The organism is Pseudomonas sp. zfem005 (assembly GCF_032621735.1).
GTDB lineage: Bacteria > Pseudomonadota > Gammaproteobacteria > Pseudomonadales > Pseudomonadaceae > Metapseudomonas > Metapseudomonas solani.
Genome location: NZ_JAVYJE010000021.1, coordinates 40,469 through 61,542 on the forward strand (window position 1 = coordinate 40,469; position 21,074 = coordinate 61,542).

Sequence of the window (21,074 nt, forward strand, 5' to 3'; positions counted from 1 at the left end):
TATTGAATACAAGGACGTTCCATGCGCTTCAAGTCGTTGCTTTGCCTTTCCCTGATGTTGCTGTTCGGTGCCGTCCAGGCTGCCGAAGGATATGTCCCTCCGGCACCGCATAAAACCTGGTTCACCCCGACCCTGGTCGAGGGCAAGGGGGCGTTCTGTGAGCAGGCGTTGAAGGAGGCGAAGGCGTACTTCCTCACGCGTGGGCGCTGGGCCGATTTCTCGATGCGTGGCTTCGAAGCGGTGTATGGCACGCTTGCCGAGCTCAACGACGGCCAGGGGCCGCTGGTATTCAACACATATACCCACCCCGGGTGCGGGGGTGGCTGTGAGCGCTACCAGGTGGTGGCCTCCCGGGAGGCCCTGCGGGATGCCGGTCGATGGGACGAACTCAGCAGGCTGGCGCAGCAGGGGCCGTCGCCGGCGCGCCACCTGAGTTTGTTTCGGCGTGACAAGGGCGGGTTCTACAGCATCGCCAGCCAGAGCGACGACGACCCTGGCACGCTCGAAATAAACGAACTGCAGGGCGACCTGCGCTGGGGCAATGCCTGCCGTATCCGTGTGATCCCCGACGGATCGGCGTTGAGCGGCAACGTGCCGGCCGAGGTGAGGCGAGCCTTGTCGGAGCTGTCGCACGCTTCGTCCGGGTGGAGCCGGGGTTATGGCTATGGCTGTGGAAGCCTGTCCCCGAACTGGCTCAGGGACGAGAAGAGGGGATTGAGCACGGCTGAGGTGTATTACCGGCCCTGGGCCCGTGGCCTGTCTGGCACCGGTGATGCGCCCTATGCGTTCAACCTTGTGGCCCTGCAGCGTTGGGCCGCCACGGGTGTACTGGAATACCGGGCGACGCAGGACTACCAGGCGAAAATGGACCAGGCCATCAAGGCTGTGGCGGGCTTCTACAAGCAGCGTTTCGGCTGGTCGCCACAGCAGGCGCAGGCGATGTCCAGCATGGCCTTGCAGTCGGCCATCAGCAGCGGGATGGGGTTCTCCTCCTCTGACCGCAACCGCTTCTTCCCTGATTCCGAGTTGGCCCTGCGCAACGCCATTCTCGCCCATCGCCCCATGGACGAGATCCGCGCCATCGAAGGCCAGGTCCGTGACCTGTCCATCGCCATCGAGTACCCCGCGGCGCTCGAGTACCTGATCGAGCGGGGCGCCGACGTCAACCAGGCCAACGCCTTCGGCAAGACGCTGTTGATGTATGCCGCGCACTACAACCAGCTCGAGTCCGCGCGCATCCTGTTGGAGCAGGGTGCCAACCCCAATGCGGTGACCGTCATCCCCGAGGGCGACTGCTACTACAGCATCACCACCCGCAACATGACCGCACTGCACTATGCGGCACGCTACGCCTCGCCAGCATTGGTGAGGCTGCTGGTGAACAACGGGGCCGAGCCCTTCATCCAGGCCCATCGCGAGTGGGAGGAGGGGAGTACGCCGCTGGACTGGCTCCACCGATACACCGCGGCGAATGCCGAGGAGCCAAACCCGAACATCGCCCCGGCCCAGGTGGCGGAGGTCGAAGCATTGCTGCAGCCGCCTACGGACGAGGCCTTGCAGGCGCGTGCCAAGCGGCTGGTGCTGGAGGGCGAGAAGGCCTATGGCGCAGGCGATCTGAAGCTGGCGCTGCGCAAGCTGAACCTGGCGATCAATATCCAGCCGCTTAACGAGCGGGCCCTGAGCGACCTCTCCCTGGTGGCGCTGCGCGATGGCGATCTTGGCCTTTCGCTGCAGGCCGGGCAGGCGCTGATCGACAGCAGCAAGGACGCCAGGCTGCTGGCCAATGCCTGGTTCAACCAAGGGCTGGCCTGTGATACCTCGGGCAGTACATGGTTCTTCTACAACGGCACGCGCTACTGCCGGGCGAGCGCGGTATACGCCTATTACCAGGCGCTGGCGGCCCACCGCACGGAGGCGCGCGCGGCCAAGCTGCTGCAGGCGCTGCAAGCAGTGCCGGACGCTGAGGTGTACAGGTTCCCGTTCGAGGGCAGTGAAGTTCGCATGGTGAAGAGGTACGGGCCGGACCATTCGTCCCTTTATCTCTACCTGCTGCATCCCCGCGGCCTGGTGATACCCGCCGAACGCATTGGCTGGACGCTCTCGGGCGAGAGCAAGGGCATACGGGAGATCACGCCTTCGTCAGTGGGGCGCGAAGTACTGGACGATGATTGGGCCCTGACCGTGCTGCGGCGCAACGAGCGCGTCGATGCCGGTTCCCTGCATATCCACCCGACAGCGCCAGGTAGCGAGGCCCTGTAACGCTACCTCGGCCCACCCAGCCACTTCCGCTCCAGCTTCACCAGCCGCCCATCTGCGCGCACCTTCTCCAGCGCCTGCTGCCAGCGGGCGACGATGTGGGCATCGGTCTGCCGGGAGAAGGCGATGTAGCTGCCCTGGTGCATCACCGGCGCCACGTAGCGCAGTTGCTGCGGGGCGAGGCCTTCTTCGCGGGCCAGGGTGGCGACGCTGAGGGTGTCGGCGGCCACCAGTTCGGTACGGCCCAGGCGCAGCAAACGCATCATCTGCTCGGGGGTGTCGACGCCGTAGAGGTTGATGAAGCCCATTTCCTGCAGGCGGCGATAGATCAGCCATTTGCGCGGGGTGGCAATGTGCTGCACCTTGCGCGCGTCGTCCAGGCCAGCGATGGCGGGGGTGTGGTCGGCGAGGGCGTAGAGCGCGGTTTCCACCTCCAGCACCGGGCCCACCAGTCGGTAGTCGGCCTCGCGCTCCGGGGTGCGCAGGACGGTGAAGACGGCCACGTCCGGGCCTTCGCGGGCGATCACCAGGGCACGCAGCAGTGGCAGGCGTTCCAGCTGGATGCTGTCACCGGTCTCCCGGGCGAGTTCACGCACCAGGTCGACGGCGAAGCCCACCAGCTCGCCATCGCGCTCGAAATGCAGGGGCGGGTGGTTGTCGGTGAGCAGGCGCAGTTCGGCGGCGCCTGCGGCCTGGATGGCAAGCGCGGCGCTGAGCAGCAAGCGGGTGAAAAGCCCTTTCATGAGGCGGTCTCGAAAACTCTTGGGTTCAGCGTAGCCGGGCGATGCGCTACCTGACGCGATAGAGCACCACGGAGCCGAAGTCGATCAGCCGGCCAGGTTCGTAGCGCTCGATCACGACCTTCTCTTCCCAGCGCTTATTGCGGAAGGAATCGGGCTCATGAATGTAGGTCAGCAGATTGCCCTTGAGCCTGAAGCGGACGGTGATCTTCACGCGATCACGGATTTCCATGCCCTTGCGGTCCATGCGCACGGTACTGGAGCCGAATACCCAGTAGCCACGCAGGGGCGAGTCGAAGTCCAGGTCCGACCAGGTGCCCTGCAGGTCGGCCAGGGTCAGCAGCGGCGGGTTGGCTTGCTCGGCCGCCGCGTAGCTCGCCTGGATATCGTCCAGCGGCAAGGTGGCCTTGCCGGTTTGCTCCGTGCTGCTGGGGGCTGGCGGTGCGGGGTTCTCGTGGGCGATCTCTTCCTGGTTCTCCGCCGTGCCTCAGGGGCGGTCGGAGAACTGGGTGGCGCCGTTGGCGGCCTTGCATTTGAAAATGGCGGCGGAGGCCGGGGTCAGCGGCGCGAGGAGCAGGGCACAGGCGAGCAGGGCCGGGGTGAGGCTGAGGGGGGAGCGCATCGAACATCCTTGTGCTGGGGGGCGCAATGGGGGGGAGTCTATCCACTGGCTCGAGCCGGTGACAGCCCCGGCTGCGACAATCGCGCCGCTGCGCCTGCGGCGGCGTTTTGATGCAAATCAACAAGCGGGGTGGCTGGCTGAACTCTCCTGAGGCAAACCAGAAGAAAGCCTGAGGAGTCACCCGTATGCGCCCTATACAGATGTTAGTGCTCGGTGGTCTTACGTTCGCAGCGGCATTGCCCTGGGAGGCCACGGCGGATCCCCTGCGCGACAAGGCCACTGCGTTGTTCAAGCCGGTGCCGGCCACGGTCTCGCAGACCCAGGGGCGCACGCTCACCGAGGCGCAGATCGCCCTCGGCAAGCAACTGTTCTTCGAACCGCGCCTCTCTCGCAGCCACATCATCAGCTGCAACACCTGCCACAACATCGGCACCGGCGGGGCGGACAACGTGCCCACCTCGGTCGGCCACGGCTGGCAGAAAGGGCCGCGGAACTCGCCGACGGTGTTCAACGCGGTGTTCAACGCCGCGCAGTTCTGGGACGGCCGCGCCGAAGACCTGCAAGCCCAGGCCAAGGGCCCGATCCAGGCCAGCGTGGAGATGAACAACACCCCCGAGCGCGTGGAACAGACCCTGGCCAGCATCCCCGAGTACGTGGCGGCCTTCTCCGCCGCCTTCCCCACGGCGGAGAAACCGGTGAGCTTCGACAACATGGCCCTGGCCATCGAGGCCTTCGAGGCGACCCTGACCACGCCGGACTCGCCCTTCGACCGCTACCTGGCCGGGGATGACAAGGCCCTGGACGCCCAGCAGAAGGAAGGCCTGGCGCTGTTCATCGACAGCGGCTGCAGCGCCTGCCACAACGGCGTCAACCTCGGCGGCCAGGCGTACTTCCCCTTCGGCCTGGTGCGCAAGCCCACCGAAGACATCCTGCCCATCGGCGACAAGGGCCGCTTCGCGGTGACCAAGACCTCCAGCGACGCCTACGTATTCCGCGCCGCGCCCCTGCGCAACATCGCCCTCACCGCACCGTACTTCCACAGCGGCCAGGTCTGGGAGCTGAAGGAGGCGGTGGCGATCATGGGCAACAGCCAGCTGGGCCGCGAACTCAAGGACAAGGAAGTGGCCGCGATCACCTCCTTCCTCCACGGGCTATCGGGGCGTCAGCCGGATGTCAGCTACCCGATCCTGCCGGCCAGCACCGCGAGTACGCCACGGCCGGAGTGACGGCGGGCCCGGCGGGCTCTAGGATGGTCGCCCCGGAGCAAGGACCCCGTCGATGGACACGCGTTACCTGATCGAGATGCTGCTGAAGCGGGATAAGGTGGACTCCTTCTCCCGCTACCCCTACGTCCTGCCGGCGGTGCGCAGCCTGGAGCGCCTGGAGTTCCACCCCAAGGTGACTTTCCTGGTGGGCGAGAACGGCTCAGGCAAGTCCACCCTGATGGAGGCCCTGGCGGTGGCCCTGGGCTTCAACCCCGAAGGCGGCACGCGCAACTTCAACTTCGGCACCCGCGCCTCCCATTCCGAGCTGCACCGCGCGTTGCGCGTCAGCCGGGGCGTGCGCCGCGCGCGGGATGGCTTCTTCCTGCGGGCCGAGAGTTTCTTCAACCTGGCCACCGAGATCGAGCACCTGGACGCCGAGCCGGCTCCGGCGCCGCCGGTGATCGACGCCTACGGCGGCCGCTCGCTGCACGAGCAGTCCCATGGCGAATCCTTCCTCGCGCTGTTGATGAACCGTTTCGGCGGCAAGGGCCTGTACCTGCTCGACGAACCCGAGGCGGCGCTCTCGCCCCAGCGCCAATTGGCCATGCTGGCGCGCATCCACGACCTGGTGAAGGACGATTCGCAGTTCGTCATCGCCACCCATTCGCCCATCCTCATGGCCTACCCGGACGCCTGGATCTACCAGTGCGGGCCGGAGGGCTTCACGCTCACCGCCTACGACGACACCGAGCACGTGCAGGTCAGCCGTGGCTTCCTCGCCAACCCGGCGCGCACCCTGCGCACCTTGCTGGGGGAGGAGGGCTGAGGCCCGCCACCTTCGTTACAGCCAGCGGCGGGCGTTCTCAGGTGCCGCCACCCATCGCCTGCCGGTATTGCCGGGGCGTGAAGCCCGTGAGTTGCTTGAATTGGCGGCTGAAGGCGCTGTGGTCGGTGTAGCCGCATTGCAGGGCGACATCGGTGATCGGTAGGTCGGTCTGCAGCAGACGGTGGGCGTGTTCCAGGCGCGCCTTGCTGATCATCTGCCGGGGCGTGAGGTGGAACACCCGCTTGCAGTGGCGCTCCAGCTGGGCGACGGAGAGGCGGGCGATGCGGGTGAGGGTCTCCAGGGTGATGGGCTCGTGGAAGTGCTGGCGGATGTGCTCGTCCACGGCGGCCAGGCGTTCGTAGGCGGGGTGGCTGGCGCTGGCCGATTGCAGGTCCACCGAGATGCCCACCAGGCCGATCACCTGGCCGGCGCGGTCGTGCAGGGGGCGTTTGTGGGTCAGGCACCAGCCGGGTTCGCGGCTGCCGTAGAGGTGCAGCTCCAGCTGGTCTTCCAGCACCTGGCCCTGTTCCAGCACGCGGCGGTCCTGCTCGGTGTAGCCGGGGCCGAGCTGGGCGGGGAAGACCTCGGCGCTGGTCTTGCCCAGCAGCGGCTGCAAGGCCTTCAGGCCGCAGCGCTGGACCAGGGTGCGGTTGGCCAGCAGGTAGCGCGCCTGGGTGTCCTTGATGAAGATCGCCGCATTGGGGATCGCATCCAGCATCGGCCATAGCAGCCGCGCGCTGGCCAGCAGCGCGTCCATGCTCTCGGGGCGTTCCAGCCCCTCGTCGGCGAAGAGTCCTTCCAGCGGGTTCTGCGGCATCGTCCGGCCTCCCAGTGCACGCGAGCCGGCAGGTTGCCGCAGGCGGCCAGGGCCTGTCGAGCCTTGCCCGGTCATTGCGCCAACTGTGCCGATTTCGTCATGGGAACCGAGGAAATGCATCAAGCCCAGAGGCGTCCGGGCGGGCCAACCTATGGCCGTTGCAGACCTCGGGATACCGTCGGACTGGTTCGTCTCCGTGCCTGATTCGTCGCCAGGCCCCGGCGCTGCACAGGAATCTCTCCAGCCCATCCAATAACGCACAAGAAGGCTACGCCATGTCTGGAAAGTTCAAGAAACAGCTGTCCCTGACGGACCTCACTTTCATCGGCCTCGGGGCCATCTTCGGCTCCGGCTGGCTGTTCGCGGCCAGCCACGTGTCCGCCATCGCCGGCCCGGCGGGCATCTTCTCCTGGCTCCTCGGCGGCTTCGCGGTGCTGCTGCTGGGCATCATCTACTGCGAGCTGGGGGCGGCACTGCCGCGTGCCGGCGGGGTGGTGCGCTACCCGGTGTTCTCACACGGCCCGCTGCTGGGCTACCTGATGGGCTTCATCACGTTGATCGCCTTTTCCAGCCTGGTGGCGATCGAGGTGGTCGCCTCCCGGCAGTACGCGGCGGCCTGGTTCCCGGGCCTCACCGAGGCGGGCTCCAGCGACCCGACGCTGATCGGCTGGCTGGTGCAGTTCGGCCTGCTGTGCCTGTTCTTCTGGCTCAACTACCGCAGCGTGAAGACCTTCGCCCGTGCCAACAACCTGGTCAGCGTGTTCAAGTTCATCGTGCCGCTGCTGGTCATCGGCGTGCTCTTCACCTTCTTCAAGCCCGAGAACTTCCAGGTGCAGGGCTTCGCGCCGTTCGGCCTCTCGGGCATCGAGATGGCGGTGTCGGCCGGCGGCATCATCTTCGCGTACCTGGGGCTGACGCCGATCATCTCGGTGGCCAGCGAGGTGAAGAACCCGCAGCGCACCATCCCCATCGCGCTGATCCTCTCGGTGCTGCTCTCCACCGCCATCTACGTGCTGCTGCAGGTGGCCTTCCTCGGCGCGGTGCCGACCGAGCTGCTGGCCAACGGCTGGGCCGGGATGTCCAAGGAGTTCGCCCTGCCGTACCGCGACATCGCCCTGGTGCTCGGCGTGGGCTGGCTGGCCTACCTGGTGGTGGCCGACGCGGTGGTTTCGCCCAGCGGCTGCGGCAACATCTACATGAACGCCACGCCTCGGGTGATCTACGGCTGGGCGCAGACCGGCACCTTCTTCCGCCTCTTCACCCGCATCGATGAACAGTCCGGCATCCCGCGCCCGGCGCTGTGGCTGACCTTCGGCCTGTCGGTGTTCTGGACCCTGCCGTTCCCCTCCTGGGAGGCGCTGATCAACGTGGTGTCCGCCGCCCTGGTGCTGAGCTACGCGGTGGCGCCGGTTACGGTGGCGGCCCTGCGCCGCAACGCGCCGGACATGCCGCGCCCGTTCCGCGTGCGGGGCCTGGCGGTGATGGGGCCGCTGTCCTTCGTGATCGCCGCGCTGATCGTCTACTGGTCCGGCTGGGGCACCGTGTCCTGGCTGCTGAGCCTGCAGATCCTGATGTTCGTGATCTACCTGCTGTGCCGCCGCTTCGTGCCCACCGAACATCTGGGCATCGCCCAGCAAGTGCGCTCGTCCGCCTGGCTGATCGGCTTCTACGCCGTGACCCTGCTGCTCTCCTGGCTGGGCAGCTTCGGCGGCCTGGGCGTGCTCGGCCATCCCTACGACACCCTCGCCGTGGCCGCCTGTGCCCTGGGCATCTACCACTGGGGCGCCACCACCGGCGTGCCGGCCGAACTGATCCGCCTCAGCGGCGAGGACGAAAGCGAGGAGGGCACCGATGCGGACGTCGTGCCTTCCGCCACGGCCTTCCCCGGCCGCGCCTAGCCCACTGTCTGCAACCCGATGACCGGAAGGAGTCTGGCCATGAACGACCTCATCAACCTCAGCCTCGAACAGGTGCATGCCCTGGCGTTGCGCGCGCTGACCGTCAACGGCATGGGTGAGGACCATGCCCGCGCCATCGCCGACACCATCACCCGGGGCCAGCGTGACGAATGCCACTCCCACGGGCTGTACCGGGTGCTGGTGTGCGTGCACTCGCTGCGCAGCGGCAAGGTGGACCCGCAGGCCCAGCCAAGGGTGAGCCGCCCGGCGCCGGCCATCGTCCGCGTCGACGCGCAGCGGGGCTACTCGCTGCTGGCGCTGCAGACCGGCCTGCCGCTGCTGGTGGAGCAGGCCCGCGAGCTGGGCGTCGCCGCCCTGGTGATCCGCAACTGCTTCCACTTCTCCGCGCTGTGGCCGGAAGTGGAGGCCATCGCCGCCGAAGGCCTGGTGGGCATGGCCATGACCCCCAGCCACGCCTGGGTGGCGCCGGAAGGCGGCAGCCAGGGCGTGTTCGGCACCAACCCGCTGGCCTTCGCCTGGACCCGCGAGGGGCGCGAGCCCTTCGTCTTCGACTTCGCCACCAGCGCCATCGCCCGGGGCGACATCGAGCTGCACGCCCGCCAGGGCAAGCCGATCCCCCTGGGCTGGGGGCTGGATGCTGAGGGGCGGCCCAGCACCGATGCGCGGGCCGTGCTGGAAGGCGCCATGCAGACCTTCGGCGGCCACAAGGGCTCGGCCCTGGCGGCGATGATCGAGCTGATGGCCGGCGCGCTGATCGGCGACCTCACCAGCGCCGAGTCCCTGGCCTGCGACGGCGGCGCCGGTGCCACGCCGCTCCATGGCGAGCTGCTGCTGGCCTTCGACCCCGCGCGCTTTCTCGGCGGCGAGCTGGAGGCTGGCCGGCAGCGGGCCGAGGCGCTGTTCACCGCCATCACCGACCAGGGCGCGCGGCTGCCGTCGCAGCGGCGTTTCGCCGCCCGCCAGCGCAGCGAACGCGAAGGTGTCTGGGTCGGCCGGGCGCTGCTGGACGACATCCAGCACCTGATCGATCACCCCCATTCCCCGACCTGACGGAGCCGCCCCATGAAGCGCATCCATGTCATCGATTCCCACACCGGCGGCGAACCCACACGCCTGGTGATGGACGGCTTTCCCGAACCCGCCGGCCGCACCCTGGCCGAGCAGCGCGACAGCCTGCGCGAGCAGCACGACCACTGGCGCCGCGCCTGCCTGCTGGAGCCGCGCGGCAACGACGTGCTGGTGGGCGCGCTGTACCGCCCGCCGGTGACGCCGGGCGCCACCTGCGGGGTGATCTTCTTCAACAACGCCGGCTACCTCGGCATGTGCGGCCACGGCACCCTTGGCCTGGTGGCGTCCCTGCAGCATCTGGGGCTGATGGCCCCCGGCGAGCACCGCATCGACACCCCGGTGGGCACCGTCAGCGCCACCCTCCACGAGGACGGCCGCGTCACCCTCGGCAACGTGCCGGCCTACCGCCATCGCCGGCAGGTGCCGGTGGAGGTGCCCGGCCATGGCGTGGTCCATGGCGACATCGCCTGGGGCGGCAACTGGTTCTTCCTGGTCAACGACCACGGCCAGCGCCTGGAACTGGACAACGTCGAGGCCCTGACCGCCTACACCTGGGCGATGCTGCGGGCCCTGGAGGCCCAGGGCATCCACGGCGAGGGCGGGGCGCTGATCGACCACGTCGAGCTGTTCGCCGCCGACGCCGAGGCCGACAGCCGCAACTTCGTCATGTGCCCCGGCAAGGCCTACGACCGTTCCCCCTGCGGCACCGGTACCAGCGCCAAGCTGGCCTGCCTGGCGGCGGACGGCAAGCTCGCCCCCGGCCAGCGCTGGGTGCAGGCCAGCATCACCGGCAGCCGCTTCGAGGGGCACTACCAGTGGGAGGGCGAGCGCATCCGCCCCTTCATCACCGGGCGTGCCCACCTCACCGCCGACAGCACCCTGCTCATCGACGAGCAGGACCCCTTCGCCTGGGGCATCTGAGCCCCGTTTTCCGAACCCTGAATCCCTGCTCAAGGAGCGACAGCATGAACATCGACATCTACCGTGGCTGCATCCCCGCCCTCATGACCCCCTGCACCGACGCACGCCAGCCGGACTACGACGCCCTGGTGGCCAAGGGCCGCGAACTGGTCCAGGCCGGCATGAGCGGCGTGGTCTACTGCGGCTCCATGGGCGACTGGCCCCTGCTCAGCGAGGCCCAGCGCCAGGAAGGCGTGGCGCGCCTGGTGAAGGCCGGCGTGCCCACCATCGTCGGCACCGGCGCGGTGAGCACCCGCGAGGCGGTGGCCCACGCCGCCCATGCCGCCAAGGTCGGTGCCCAGGGGCTGATGGTGATCCCGCGCCTGCTTTCCCGCGCCGCTTCGCCCGCCGCACAGAAGGCGCACTTCGCCGCCGTGCTCGGCGCCGCGCCGCAGCTGCCCTCGGTGATCTACAACAGCCCCTACTACAGCTTCTCCACCCGCGCTGAGCTGTTCTTCGACCTGCGCAGCCAGTTCTCCAACCTGATCGGCTTCAAGGAGTTCGGTGGCGCCGAGGCCATGCGCTACGCCGCCGAACACATCACCTCCCGCGACGACGAGGTCATCCTCGTCGCGGGCGTCGACACCCAGGTGTTCCACGGCTACGTCCACTGCAATGCCGCCGGCACCATCACCGGCATCGGCAACGTGCTGCCCCGCGAAGTGTTGCAACTGGTGGCCCTGAGCCGCCAGGCCGCTGCGGGCGACACCCGCGCGCGGCGCCTGGCCCTGGAGTTGAGCGAGGCACTGGATGTGCTCTCGTCCTTCGACGAGGGCTGCGACCTGGTGCTGTTCTACAAGTACCTGATGGTGCTCAACGGCGACCGCGAATACAGCCTGCACTTCAACGAAAGCGATGCCCTCAGCGATGCCCAGCGTCGCTACGCCGAGCAGCAGTACGCGCTGTTCCGCCAGTGGTACGCCAGCTGGTCGGTGGAACAGAACCTCGTCTGACCCAGGTGCCGCTGCGCAGCCCCTGCGTAGCGGCGCCCCGCACAACAGGAAGCACCATGACACTCACAGGCAACATGCTGATCGGCCGCCAGGCCGTGGCCGGACGCGGCGCGGCCATCCGTGCCATCGACCCCGCCACCGGTGCCGTGCTGGAACCCGCCTACCCGGGCGGCAGCCCGGCACAGGTGGAACAGGCCTGCACATTGGCCCGGGAAGCCTTCACCGCCTACCGGGAAACCTCGCCAGCGGCACGCGCGGCGTTTCTCGACACCATCGCTGAGGAGATCGAAGCACTGGGGGATGCGCTGATCGAGCGCGCCGTGGCTGAAACCGGCCTGCCCCTGGCGCGCCTCCAGGGCGAGCGTGGCCGCACCTGCCAGCAGCTGCGCACCTTCGCCCGCACCCTGCGCGCCGGTGAATGGCTGGACGTGCGGGTCGACAGCGCCCAGCCCCAACGCCAGCCCCTGCCGCGCCCGGACCTGCGCCAGCGCCAGGTGGCCCTGGGGCCGGTGGCGGTGTTCGGCGCCAGCAACTTCCCCCTGGCCTTCTCCGTGGCCGGTGGTGATACCACCTCGGCGCTGGCGGCCGGTTGCCCGGTGGTGGTCAAGGCCCACGGCGCCCACCCGGGCACCAGCGAGTGGGTGGGGCGGGCGGTGGCCCGCGCGGTAGAGCGCTGCGCGATGCCCGAGGGCGTGTTCTCGCTGCTGTACGGTGCCGGCCACGAGGTGGGCATCGCCCTGGTCAGCGACCCGCGCATCAAGGCCGTCGGCTTCACCGGCTCGCGCAGCGGTGGCCTGGCCCTGTGCCAGGCGGCCCAGGCGCGGCCGGAGCCGATCCCGGTGTATGCGGAAATGAGCGCGATCAACCCGGTGTTCCTGTTCCCTGCTGCCCTGCACGCCCGGAGCGAGGCGTTGGCCGAAGGCTTCGTCGCCTCGCTGACCCAGGGCGCCGGGCAGTTCTGCACCAATCCGGGCCTGCTCATCGCCCAGCGGGGCGAGGCGCTGGATGCCTTTGTCGCCGCCGCCACCGGGCAACTGGAGAAGAGCCCGGCGCAGACCATGCTGACGCCGGGCATTTTCGATGCCTTCGCGTCCGGCGTCGGCGCCTTGGCCCGGCACACCAAGGTGCGCCAGGTGGCCAGCGGGCAGCCGGGTGATGGACCCAACCGCTGCCAGGCGCAGCTGTTCGTCACCGAGGCCGACGCCTTCCTCGCCGACCCGGCGCTGCAGGCGGAAATCTTCGGTGCCGCCGGGCTCATCGTGCAGTGCCGGGATGCGAGGCAAGTGCGGGCCATCGCCGAGCACCTCGAAGGCCAGCTCACCGCCACCCTGCACCTGGACGAAGCGGACCACGACGCCGCCCGGGCCCTGCTGCCGACCCTGGAGCTGAAGGCCGGCCGCGTGCTGGTCAACGGCTGGCCCACCGGCGTCGAGGTGGGCGATGCCATGGTTCACGGCGGCCCCTTCCCGGCCACCTCCGATGCCCGCAGCACCTCCGTGGGCACCGCGGCCATCCAGCGCTTCCTGCGGCCGGTCTGCTACCAGGGCTTCCCGGATGCGCTGCTGCCCACGGCGCTCCGGCAGGGCAACCCGCTGCAGCTGCGCCGCCTGCTCGATGGCCAGCGGGAGGCGTAGCGCCATGGGCAATCATCCCGCTTCGGACGCGATCGATATCGCGGTGGTCGGCGCCGGCATCATCGGCGTCGCCTGCGCGCTGCAACTGGCGCGGCAGGGCAAGCGCGTGCGGGTCCTGGACCCACAGGCGCCGGGGCAGGGCGCCTCGTTCGGCAATGCCGGGCACCTGGCCACCGAACAGGTCTTCCCCATCGCCGACCTGTCGATCCTCACCCGCCTGCCGGCCATGCTCATGGACCCGATGGGCCCGCTGCGCCTCGATTGGAAGTACCTGCCCCAGGCGCTGCCCTGGTTCCTGCGCCTGCTGCTCAACCTGCGCGCTGCGCCCTTCCAGCGCACCGTGGCCGGCCTGCGCGGGCTCAATGAGGCCAGCCTGGAGGCCTGGCAACGGCTGCTGGCCAGCATCCAGCGCCCCGACCTGCTCAAGGTGGACGGTTCGTTGCTGGTGTACGAGCGCGAGGAATCGCGCCGGGCGCTGCAGCAGGTGCAGGCGCGCATGGCCGGGCAGGGCGTGCCGCTGGAGTTCTGGGAGGGCGCCGCCGTGCACGCGGCGGCGCCCCAGTTGAGCGAGCGCATACAGGGCGGGCTGTTCTTCCCTCGCACCGGGCACTTCATCGACCCGCATCTTGTGGTCCGTGAACTGGCGGCGGCCGCCGAAGGGTTGGGCGTGCGCTTCGTGCGCCAGTGGGTGCACGGTGGCCATCTTCTCGCGGATGGCGTGGCGCTGAGCACCGATGCAGGCAGTGTGCAGGCGCGCCAGGTGCTGGTGGCCTGTGGCGCCCACTCGGCCCCGCTGACTGCCAGCCTCACGGGCAAGCAGGTGCCCCTGGACACCGAACGTGGCTACCACCTGATGCTGCCCCACGAGCACGGCCGGCTGCCCTTCGCCGTCACCTCGCTCGAGCGCCGCTTCATCATGACGCCCCTGGCCGACGGCCTGCGCCTGGCCGGCACCGTGGAGTTCGCCGGCCTGGTACGCCCCGCCAACATGGAGCGTGCCTGGCAGCTGCATCGCCTCAGCCAGGGGCTGTTCCGCGACGAGCTGGACACCGCAGGCGCCAGCCCCTGGATGGGCTTCCGTCCCTCGCTGCCGGACTCGCTGCCGATCATCGACCGGGTAGGCGAGGGTCGCGTCCTGCTCGCCTTCGGCCACCAGCACCTCGGGCTGACCCAGGCCGCCGTCACCGCCGAGTACATCGGCCAACTGGCCCAGGGGCAGGCCGTGGCGGGGCTGGAGGCGTACCGGCTGGGGCGCTTCGCGAGCTAGTGCACCCGGGTGCTGGCGCAGGCTGCCGAGGGCATCCAGAATGGCGGGCTTCTGCACAGGAGCTTCGCCATGGACGACCTTTTCCCCAACCCCTTCCTGCTGGCCGGTGGCGCCCTGAGCGCCATCGCCGCGCTGCTGCACCTGGGCTGCATCCGCTACGGCGCACCCTGGTATCGCTTCTTCGGTGCCGGTGAGCGCATGGCGCGCCTGGCCGAGGCCGGCAGCCCGGTGGCCACGCTGGTCACCCTGGCCATCGCCACGGTGCTGGGGCTCTGGGCGCTCTACGCGCTGCTGGCCGGGCTCGGCCTGCCACTTCCCCTGACACGGCCGGTGCTGTGCCTGGTCACTGCGGTGTACCTGCTGCGGGGGCTGGGCGGGCTGTTGCTGGTCAAGCGCGGCCTGGGCCGCAGCGCCGCCTTCTGGCTGTGGAGTTCGGCCATCTGCCTGACGCTGGGCGGGCTGCACCTGGTGGGGCTGGCGCAGGTGTGGGGCGCGATCCAGGGGACCTGACCCGCGAGCCGGCTGCCCGTCGGTGATTGCGCCGTAGGGGCATGCCGGCGCCGGGGGCAGGACGGGTGCGAACCCGCCGTGCGCCTGTGCCCACGCCCTCCCGCCCGACCCCGGCCAGGCCCTGCGCCTGCTGCCTGCGCAAGCGCCTGCGTCGTTTCCGGGCGACGATGACGGGCTCGGGCAGCGCTCCGTCGTCCAGGCTTTCCCCGTGCTAGAAGGCCCCGTCGAAACTCACAGAGGGAATGACGGGATGAATCGCTTATCCATCAGGCAGAAGATCCTCCTCCTGGCGTTGCTGCCGGTCGTGGCGCTGGCCACGATCAGCGCCTGGCTGTTCGTATCCCAGGCCCGGGAACTGCGCGATCTCAGCCGCGACGACCTGCGCGAGTCGTTGCTGGCGGCCAAGCGCGAGCAATTGGCCAACTATATGGAACTGGCACTGAGCGCCGTGGCGCCCCTGGCCAACGGCGGCTCGGCAGCGGGCCGCGAGCGCATCAAGGAGGCGCTGCGCAGCCTGCGCTTCGACGGCGGCAGCGGCTACTTCTTCGCCTACGACAGCCAGGGCATGCAGGTGATGAGCGCCGACAACCCGGCCCGCGAAGGCACGATCTACTGGGACTCCACCAGCCCCGAGGGTCGCCATCTGGTGCGCGAATACGTCGAGGCCGGCGCCGCCGGGGGTGGCTACGTGGAATACGGCTGGGCGCGGCCCGGCGAGGAGGAGCCCGCGCCGAAGCTCGCCTACGTGGTGCCGATGCCCGACAGCGACTGGGTGCTGGGCACCGGCTTCTACATCGACGACCTGGAAACGCAGCTCGCCGGGCTGGAGCGGGAATTCGCCGCTGCCGTGCGCCTGAGCCTGATCCGCAGCGCCGCTTCCGCCGCCCTCCTGCTGGCGCTGATCGCCGCCCTGGCGACCCTTCTGGCGCGCAGCATCCATCGGCCCCTGGACCAGGCGGTGCGGACCATGGAGAACATCGCCCGGGGCGAAGGCGACCTGACCCGCCGCCTGGACCCTTCCGCCGGCCACGAGCTGGGCACCCTGGCCCGGGCCTTCAACCACTTCGCCGAGCAGGTCGGCCAGCTGGTGCGGCAGACGCGCTCGTCCGCCGCCACCCTGGGGGCCGCCAGCGAGGAGCTGGGTGCCTTCATGGAGCAGACCGGCCAGGGCATCGCCAGCCAGCACGTGGAGAGCGACCAGTTGGCCACCGCCATGGAGCAGATGTCGGCGGCGGCCCTGCAGGTCGCCAGCAGTGCGGCCGGCGCGGCGCAGGCGGCCCAGGCCGCCGAGGACCGGGTCCAGGGGGCGCAGGGCCTGGTGCGTAGCGCCGCCGAGGTGATCGACGGGCTGGAGGGACAGGTGGAAAGCGGGGTCGAGATCATCCGCCGGCTGGGCAGCGAATCCGAGGGTATCGGCAGCGTGCTGGATGTGATCCAAGGCGTCGCCGAGCAGACCAACCTGCTGGCGCTCAACGCCGCCATCGAAGCCGCGCGTGCCGGTGACCAGGGACGCGGCTTCGCGGTCGTCGCCGATGAGGTGCGCACGCTGGCGGGGCGTACCCAGAGCAGTACGGCGGAAATCCAGGAAATGATCGGCCGCCTGCAGGCCGGCGCTCGCGAGGCCATCGCCGCCATCGGCCAGATCCGCGGCGGCAGCGCCCGCGCCGTGGTGGAGGTGGGCCGGGTCGGCCAGGCCCTGGAGGCGGTCGTCGAGGCGACTACCACCATCAACGGCATGAACGCGCAGATCGCCGCTGCGGCGGAAGAGCAGACCCAGGTCTGCGAATCCATCAATGCCAACGTGCACCAGATCGCCGCCATCGCCGAACAGACCGCCGCCGGCTCGCGCACCGCCAGCGACATCACCCAGCGCCTGGGGGACATGGCCGGTGGCTTGCAACAGCTCGTGGGGCGTTACCGAGCCGATTGAGGGGGAGGGGCGCGCGTTGCCGCCGCTATCGGCCGTGCACCCTTCGCGGCCTGGTGTTGGGGCTACCCGAGCGGGGCCGGTTATCGCGCTCCCTGCTCAGGCGTCCGCGAGCGAGACCAGCCGCTCGAGCTGGTCTTTCGCCGGCATGTAGGTGGACGAGAGCATCATCCGCTCCCAACTGAGCATCTTCTCGGTCGCCTGGCGCTGGGCCATCGGCGAGATGTCGAAGGTCACCGAATAGCGCAGGTCGAACAGCAGCGACCAGAGTTCGGCGGGTGACTCGATGCCATCGATATGAGCGATCAGCTGCTTGTGGATCTTGCTGACCTGGGCCTTGATGTCGCTGCTCTTGTCGCCGACCGGCAGCAGCTCCCGGGCCTTGGCCCTGCACGCCTGCATGCGCTGGTGGTTGGTCGTTGAAGCCGGGTCGGTGTCGCTGTCCGTATGGCTTTCGCGCAGGTAGGTGGCGAAGAGATCGAGGTTCTTGCGCACGATCTCGATGGCCTTGTTGGTATCGGCCCGGCCCGCCACCAGGTTCACCGGCGCACTGTTCAGGTACTTGGCGATATAGAGCATCACATCCTTGCTGTTCTTGGGGAGGCGCTTGAGGTTCCGCGACTGCAAGGGCTCGACCAACACCTCGTAGAGCTTCTTGGCATCCGATCCGTACGCCTGGTTGATGGCACTGAAGACACGCTCGGCGTTCTTCCTGATCGACTGGCTCCAATGCACCATGTGGCGCCTGTCCTCGATGTCGCCCTGGCTCGAGCGCTGGTTGACCTTGATGCGCTTGGCGTTGGTGGTCCAATCCGGGCGGCCGGTCACCTTGACGTCTCCGGAGACGGGGTCGATATGGACTCTCAGCTTGCTCTTGGTTTTCTGCGGGCCTCTTGGCATGGGCGTTCCTCCCTGATGAGTGCTGCAAGAGACTAGATCAGAAAGGCGCTCCTGCACCTGCCTTCAGTCCGACGTCGAGTCACCCGGCCCAGGGCTGGCGGTTGCGCCGGGCCAGGGCTTCGATGGCGCGGACCCCGGCCTGCATCTTCAGCACCGCCGAGGAATTGGCCGAATGCACGTGGATGCGTGGCGGCACGAAGCCGTGCAGGGCGACGGCTTCCTCGATCCACAGGATCACGTCGTAGCCGGTGCCGCGTTCGTCGTCGCCCAGGTCGTGGTCCAGGCTCAGCTCGCTGACACTGCCCGTCTTCAACAGCTCGATCACCTCGTCCGGCCACCAGGTGCGGACCCAGCCGTCGGGGGTGGTGCGTTCGTCGTCCAGATAGACCTTCATCGTCTCAGATCTCCTTGACCCAGCGTTCATCGACACCGCTCAGGGGCGGGGGAAGCTGATTGAGGCACACGGCTTCCTCGTCGCCGCAGTTGAAAAACACCAGGTAGTCACCCCCTTCCAGAGTGACTCTGAAACCCACGAGAAAGAGTGCATCTTGGTTGGCGTAGGTGACCTGTAGCCCTTCGACCTCAACCACCTTCAGCCCGACGAGATGGTCGGCATCCAGGCTGACGAGAAGGTTCTCGGCCATCCAGTCGCAACGGTCGGTATCACTGATCTCGAACCCTTCGATGACATTAAGTGCCCGGGCTGTGGCCAGAGCACTTTCTCCATCGGAGGCGAGGGATAGGGTCACCCGAACACCCTCTTCGCAGGCGAACTCGATCTCGCCGACGGCTTCCGCATCGGGCGTGCCATTGAACAGGTAGCGGGCGTTGCGTACTCCTGTCAGGCGCCGACCCAGCAGGGTACGTGCCGTCTCAAGGTTGGCTCGTGCCTGTTCCGTGGTCTGCATAGAGGATTGCCTCCCTGGTTTCGAGGCACGCAGTGTAACGGTTTGCTTCTCTGTGACGCCGCTGCTCATAGGTCGCTAAATCGCCAGCCCGCTCCATCGTCTCCTCTGCACAAGGCCGAGAAGCGCCACAAACGCACGGCCCGGAGCTTGATGCCACTTTATCGAGGGTCGAAGGATGCAAGCCGCTACCAGCCTGCCGCTGTCCGCCGCAGAAGAAGAGACGCTCTACCAGTTCGAGGAGACGCCGCTGCTGGCCCGCCAGAAGCAGCAGGAGTCCAATGCCCGCAGCTACCCCCGGCGCATCCCCCTGGCGCTCAAGCGCGCGCGCGGGCTCTATGTCGAGGACGTGGAAGGCCGCACCTTCATCGATTGCCTGGCCGGTGCCGGCACCCTGGCCCTGGGTCACAACCACCCGGTGGTGATCGACGCCATCCGCCAGGTGCTGGCCGACGAGCTGCCCCTGCACACCCTGGACCTCACCACCCCGGTGAAGGACCAGTTCGTCCAGGACCTCTTCGGCCTGCTGCCCGAGGGCCTGGCCCGCGAGGCGAAGATCCAGTTTTGCGGCCCCACCGGCACCGACGCCGTGGAAGCCGCGCTGAAGCTGGTGCGCACCGCCACCGGGCGCAGCACCATCCTCTCGTTCCAGGGCGGCTACCACGGCATGAGCCAGGGCGCCCTGGGGCTGATGGGCAACCTCGGACCGAAGAAGGCCCTGGGCGCCGTGCTCGGCAATGGCGTGCAGTTCGCCCCCTATCCCTATGACTACCGCTGCCCCTTCGGACTGGGTGGCGAGGCCGGCGTGCGCGCCAACCTGCGCTACCTGGAGAACCTGCTCAGCGACCCCGAGGCCGGCGTGCTGCTGCCGGCGGCGGTGATCGTCGAAGCGGTACAGGGGGAGGGCGGCGTGGTGCCGGCGGACATCGAGTGGCTGCGCGGCCTGCGCCGCATCACCGAGAAGGCCGGCGTGGCACTGATCGTCGACGAGATCCAGAGCGGCTTCGGCCGCACCGGCAGGATGTTCGCCTTCGAGCACGCCGGCATCATTCCCGACGTGGTGGTGCTGTCCAAGGCCATCGGCGGCAGCCTGCCGCTGGCGGTGATGGTTTACCGCGAGTGGCTCGACGTCTGGAGCCCGGGCGCTCACGCCGGCACCTTCCGGGGCAACCAGATGGCCATGGCCGCCGGCTCGGCGGTGATGCGCTACCTCAAGGACCACGACATCCCCACCCACGCCGCCGCCATGGGTGAGCGCCTGGCCGGCCACCTGCGCGAACTGCAGCGCGACTACCCGCAGCTGGGCGACATCCGTGGGCGCGGGCTGATGCTCGGCGTCGAACTGGTGGACCCGTCCGGCCCGCGCGACGCCCTCGGCCACCCCCCGACCTTCAACGCCCTGGCCTCGCGCCTGCAGGCGCAGTGCCTGAAGCGCGGGTTGATCCTCGAACTGGGCGGCCGCCATGGCAGCGTGGTGCGCTTCCTGCCGCCGCTGATCATCACCGCCGAACAGGTGGACGAAGTCGCCCGCCGCTTCGGTCGGGCACTGGCGGCCGCGCTGCGGGATTGAGTCGCCCATCCCGCCGCTGAAGCGTCCGTCTTCCCCGAGGCGCCCAGTCATGGGCGCCTCATTCATTTCGAGCAGACCCCATGGCATTCGTATTCGATCGTGACGACCGGCTGTTCCGGGTGCGGCACCGCGCCGTCTGGCGCGCCCGCAAGGCGATTCCCGTCGGTTGGTACCTCGCCGGCAAGGGCCACCTGGCGGGCTGAATGGCGCCTTCTTCGTTGCGGCTGATCTGCCTGCCGTTCTGTGGCGCCAGCGCACAGGTCTATCTGCGGTGGCAGCGGCACCTGCCAGCCTGGCTGGAGCTTCACCCGCTGGAGCTGCCGGGTCGTGGCGAGCGTGCGGAAGAGCCCGCGCAGACCGATATCGTCGGGCTGGCACGGCAACTGGCCCGGGAGCTGGAGCCGACGTTGCGCCATGGGCGCTATGCGGTGTTCGGGCATGGACTCGGGGCCTTGCTGGCTTGCGAGTTGCTGCATGTCCTGAGGGCGCGGGGGCTGCCGATGCCCCGCTGCCTGTTCGTTTCGGGAGCGGCTGCGCCCGCGCGTCGGGAGGAGTGCGGTGCCAGCCTGTTCCACCTGGGGCATGACCCGGCCCCTGTCACCGGCATCAGCGGGCCGATGGCGCTGCCGCTCCTGCGTGCCGACTACCTGCTTTGCGTCGGCCACCGGCCCAGGCCGCGCACGCCGCTGGATTGCCCGATCCACGTGCTCTCGGGGGTCGATGACGGGATCACCCGCGCCCAGCTCCGCGCCTGGGGCGATGAGACCTCCGCCACCCTCGAGCTGCGCCAGTTCGAGGGTGGCCACTTCTATTTCCACACCCTGGAAGCGGAGGTGTTGGGCTACCTGCGCAACGTCCTCGCCGCCAGGGTCGAGCGGCGGCGTTCAGGGGCTGGTCGCGCCCTGTCCTGGTAAACCTCCCGCAGCGGGAGCGCGCGAAGATGCCCCTGGGCGGCCAATGGCTTGATGCCTATGGAAATCCGCCCGTCCCGCGCC

The 21,074-nt window shown here is 68.8% G+C and carries 21 protein-coding genes; 14 read left to right on the forward strand and 7 right to left on the reverse strand.

What is annotated here, in order from left to right; genetic code table 11:
• Positions 1–21 precede the first annotated feature (21 nt).
• Positions 22–2,259 (forward strand): ankyrin repeat domain-containing protein, encoded by a 2,238-nt coding sequence (locus RTW82_RS30905; RefSeq protein ID WP_316927479.1) that lies wholly within the window; start codon positions 22–24, stop codon positions 2,257–2,259.
• 2 nt (positions 2,260–2,261) lie between these two features.
• Here RTW82_RS30905 and RTW82_RS30910 read toward each other — a convergent pair whose 3' ends face one another.
• The 3 genes from RTW82_RS30910 to RTW82_RS30920 form a co-directional block, all read right to left on the reverse strand.
• The gene (locus RTW82_RS30910) at positions 2,262–2,999 is read right to left on the reverse strand and encodes a substrate-binding periplasmic protein (RefSeq protein ID WP_316927480.1); all 738 of its coding nucleotides are present in this window, start codon (positions 2,997–2,999) and stop codon (positions 2,262–2,264) included.
• A gap of 46 nt (positions 3,000–3,045) precedes the next feature.
• Positions 3,046–3,396: a hypothetical protein gene (locus RTW82_RS30915; RefSeq protein WP_316927481.1), complete on the reverse strand. Its 351-nt coding sequence runs from the start codon at positions 3,394–3,396 to the stop codon at positions 3,046–3,048.
• A gap of 87 nt (positions 3,397–3,483) precedes the next feature.
• Positions 3,484–3,618: a DUF4124 domain-containing protein gene (locus RTW82_RS30920; protein ID WP_316927482.1), complete on the reverse strand. Its 135-nt coding sequence runs from the start codon at positions 3,616–3,618 to the stop codon at positions 3,484–3,486.
• Positions 3,619–3,803: 185 nt separating this feature from the next.
• Between RTW82_RS30920 and RTW82_RS30925 the strand changes: the two genes are divergently transcribed.
• Complete coding sequence (locus RTW82_RS30925) at positions 3,804–4,844, forward strand: cytochrome-c peroxidase (RefSeq protein ID WP_316927483.1); 1,041 nt, start codon at positions 3,804–3,806, stop codon at positions 4,842–4,844.
• Positions 4,845–4,896: 52 nt separating this feature from the next.
• Positions 4,897–5,649, forward strand: a complete 753-nt coding sequence (locus RTW82_RS30930) for an AAA family ATPase (RefSeq protein ID WP_021220730.1) — start codon at positions 4,897–4,899, stop codon at positions 5,647–5,649.
• Positions 5,650–5,686: 37 nt separating this feature from the next.
• On the opposite strand, the gene RTW82_RS30935 is transcribed toward RTW82_RS30930, so the two are convergent.
• Entirely contained in the window at positions 5,687–6,466 is a 780-nt protein-coding gene (locus RTW82_RS30935) for an AraC family transcriptional regulator (protein WP_316927484.1), read from the reverse strand.
• 275 nt (positions 6,467–6,741) lie between these two features.
• On the opposite strand from RTW82_RS30935, the gene RTW82_RS30940 reads away from it, so the two are divergent.
• From RTW82_RS30940 to RTW82_RS30975, 8 genes are all read left to right on the forward strand, one after another.
• Entirely contained in the window at positions 6,742–8,364 is a 1,623-nt protein-coding gene (locus RTW82_RS30940) for an APC family permease (protein ID WP_316927485.1), read from the forward strand.
• Between the two features lie 39 nt (positions 8,365–8,403).
• The gene (locus RTW82_RS30945) at positions 8,404–9,435 is read left to right on the forward strand and encodes an Ldh family oxidoreductase (RefSeq protein ID WP_316927486.1); all 1,032 of its coding nucleotides are present in this window, start codon (positions 8,404–8,406) and stop codon (positions 9,433–9,435) included.
• 12 nt (positions 9,436–9,447) lie between these two features.
• Positions 9,448–10,374: a 4-hydroxyproline epimerase gene (locus tag RTW82_RS30950; RefSeq protein WP_316927487.1), complete on the forward strand. Its 927-nt coding sequence runs from the start codon at positions 9,448–9,450 to the stop codon at positions 10,372–10,374.
• A gap of 44 nt (positions 10,375–10,418) precedes the next feature.
• Positions 10,419–11,366 (forward strand): dihydrodipicolinate synthase family protein, encoded by a 948-nt coding sequence (locus RTW82_RS30955; protein WP_316927488.1) that lies wholly within the window; start codon positions 10,419–10,421, stop codon positions 11,364–11,366.
• 56 nt (positions 11,367–11,422) lie between these two features.
• Positions 11,423–13,000: an aldehyde dehydrogenase (NADP(+)) gene (locus RTW82_RS30960; RefSeq protein WP_316927489.1), complete on the forward strand. Its 1,578-nt coding sequence runs from the start codon at positions 11,423–11,425 to the stop codon at positions 12,998–13,000.
• Between the two features lie 4 nt (positions 13,001–13,004).
• Positions 13,005–14,267 (forward strand): FAD-dependent oxidoreductase, encoded by a 1,263-nt coding sequence (locus RTW82_RS30965; protein WP_316927490.1) that lies wholly within the window; start codon positions 13,005–13,007, stop codon positions 14,265–14,267.
• A 69-nt stretch (positions 14,268–14,336) separates the two neighbouring features.
• On the forward strand, positions 14,337–14,777 hold the full coding sequence (locus tag RTW82_RS30970; RefSeq protein ID WP_173174071.1) for a hypothetical protein: 441 nt from the start codon (positions 14,337–14,339) through the stop codon (positions 14,775–14,777).
• Positions 14,778–15,027: 250 nt separating this feature from the next.
• A complete protein-coding gene (locus RTW82_RS30975; protein ID WP_316927491.1) occupies positions 15,028–16,707 on the forward strand; it encodes a methyl-accepting chemotaxis protein in 1,680 nt (559 codons plus the stop codon).
• Positions 16,708–16,803: 96 nt separating this feature from the next.
• Here the strand turns inward: RTW82_RS30975 and RTW82_RS30980 are convergent, their stop codons facing one another.
• The 3 genes from RTW82_RS30980 to RTW82_RS30990 form a co-directional block, all read right to left on the reverse strand.
• Entirely contained in the window at positions 16,804–17,604 is an 801-nt protein-coding gene (locus RTW82_RS30980) for a hypothetical protein (RefSeq protein ID WP_316927492.1), read from the reverse strand.
• Positions 17,605–17,683: 79 nt separating this feature from the next.
• On the reverse strand, positions 17,684–17,998 hold the full coding sequence (locus tag RTW82_RS30985) for a cyclic-phosphate processing receiver domain-containing protein (protein ID WP_316927493.1): 315 nt from the start codon (positions 17,996–17,998) through the stop codon (positions 17,684–17,686).
• Positions 17,999–18,002: 4 nt separating this feature from the next.
• The gene (locus RTW82_RS30990; protein WP_316927494.1) at positions 18,003–18,512 is read right to left on the reverse strand and encodes a hypothetical protein; all 510 of its coding nucleotides are present in this window, start codon (positions 18,510–18,512) and stop codon (positions 18,003–18,005) included.
• 175 nt (positions 18,513–18,687) lie between these two features.
• On the opposite strand from RTW82_RS30990, the gene RTW82_RS30995 reads away from it, so the two are divergent.
• The 3 genes from RTW82_RS30995 (at position 18,688) to RTW82_RS31005 (ending at position 20,993) form a co-directional block, all read left to right on the forward strand.
• Entirely contained in the window at positions 18,688–20,079 is a 1,392-nt protein-coding gene (locus RTW82_RS30995) for an aspartate aminotransferase family protein (RefSeq protein ID WP_316927495.1), read from the forward strand.
• A gap of 80 nt (positions 20,080–20,159) precedes the next feature.
• Positions 20,160–20,282: a hypothetical protein gene (locus tag RTW82_RS31000; protein ID WP_316927496.1), complete on the forward strand. Its 123-nt coding sequence runs from the start codon at positions 20,160–20,162 to the stop codon at positions 20,280–20,282.
• Entirely contained in the window at positions 20,283–20,993 is a 711-nt protein-coding gene (locus RTW82_RS31005) for a thioesterase II family protein (RefSeq protein WP_316927497.1), read from the forward strand.
• The last annotated feature ends 81 nt before the right edge of the window (positions 20,994–21,074 follow it).

Bases quoted from the DNA above. Each gene is read 5' to 3' on its own strand.
- RTW82_RS30905 (WP_316927479.1), top strand. From the start codon at position 22: ATGCGCTTCAAGTCGTTGCTTTGCCTTTCCCTGATGTTGCTGTTCGGT.
- RTW82_RS30910 (WP_316927480.1), bottom strand. From the start codon at position 2,999: ATGAAAGGGCTTTTCACCCGCTTGCTGCTCAGCGCCGCGCTTGCCATC.
- RTW82_RS30920 (WP_316927482.1), bottom strand. From the start codon at position 3,618: ATGCGCTCCCCCCTCAGCCTCACCCCGGCCCTGCTCGCCTGTGCCCTG.
- RTW82_RS30925 (WP_316927483.1), top strand. From the start codon at position 3,804: ATGCGCCCTATACAGATGTTAGTGCTCGGTGGTCTTACGTTCGCAGCG.
- RTW82_RS30930 (WP_021220730.1), top strand. From the start codon at position 4,897: ATGGACACGCGTTACCTGATCGAGATGCTGCTGAAGCGGGATAAGGTG.
- RTW82_RS30935 (WP_316927484.1), bottom strand. From the start codon at position 6,466: ATGCCGCAGAACCCGCTGGAAGGACTCTTCGCCGACGAGGGGCTGGAA.
- RTW82_RS30940 (WP_316927485.1), top strand. From the start codon at position 6,742: ATGTCTGGAAAGTTCAAGAAACAGCTGTCCCTGACGGACCTCACTTTC.
- RTW82_RS30945 (WP_316927486.1), top strand. From the start codon at position 8,404: ATGAACGACCTCATCAACCTCAGCCTCGAACAGGTGCATGCCCTGGCG.
- RTW82_RS30950 (WP_316927487.1), top strand. From the start codon at position 9,448: ATGAAGCGCATCCATGTCATCGATTCCCACACCGGCGGCGAACCCACA.
- RTW82_RS30955 (WP_316927488.1), top strand. From the start codon at position 10,419: ATGAACATCGACATCTACCGTGGCTGCATCCCCGCCCTCATGACCCCC.
- RTW82_RS30960 (WP_316927489.1), top strand. From the start codon at position 11,423: ATGACACTCACAGGCAACATGCTGATCGGCCGCCAGGCCGTGGCCGGA.
- RTW82_RS30965 (WP_316927490.1), top strand. From the start codon at position 13,005: ATGGGCAATCATCCCGCTTCGGACGCGATCGATATCGCGGTGGTCGGC.
- RTW82_RS30970 (WP_173174071.1), top strand. From the start codon at position 14,337: ATGGACGACCTTTTCCCCAACCCCTTCCTGCTGGCCGGTGGCGCCCTG.
- RTW82_RS30975 (WP_316927491.1), top strand. From the start codon at position 15,028: ATGAATCGCTTATCCATCAGGCAGAAGATCCTCCTCCTGGCGTTGCTG.
- RTW82_RS30980 (WP_316927492.1), bottom strand. From the start codon at position 17,604: ATGCCAAGAGGCCCGCAGAAAACCAAGAGCAAGCTGAGAGTCCATATC.
- RTW82_RS30985 (WP_316927493.1), bottom strand. From the start codon at position 17,998: ATGAAGGTCTATCTGGACGACGAACGCACCACCCCCGACGGCTGGGTC.
- RTW82_RS30990 (WP_316927494.1), bottom strand. From the start codon at position 18,512: ATGCAGACCACGGAACAGGCACGAGCCAACCTTGAGACGGCACGTACC.
- RTW82_RS30995 (WP_316927495.1), top strand. From the start codon at position 18,688: ATGCAAGCCGCTACCAGCCTGCCGCTGTCCGCCGCAGAAGAAGAGACG.
- RTW82_RS31000 (WP_316927496.1), top strand. From the start codon at position 20,160: ATGGCATTCGTATTCGATCGTGACGACCGGCTGTTCCGGGTGCGGCAC.
- RTW82_RS31005 (WP_316927497.1), top strand. From the start codon at position 20,283: ATGGCGCCTTCTTCGTTGCGGCTGATCTGCCTGCCGTTCTGTGGCGCC.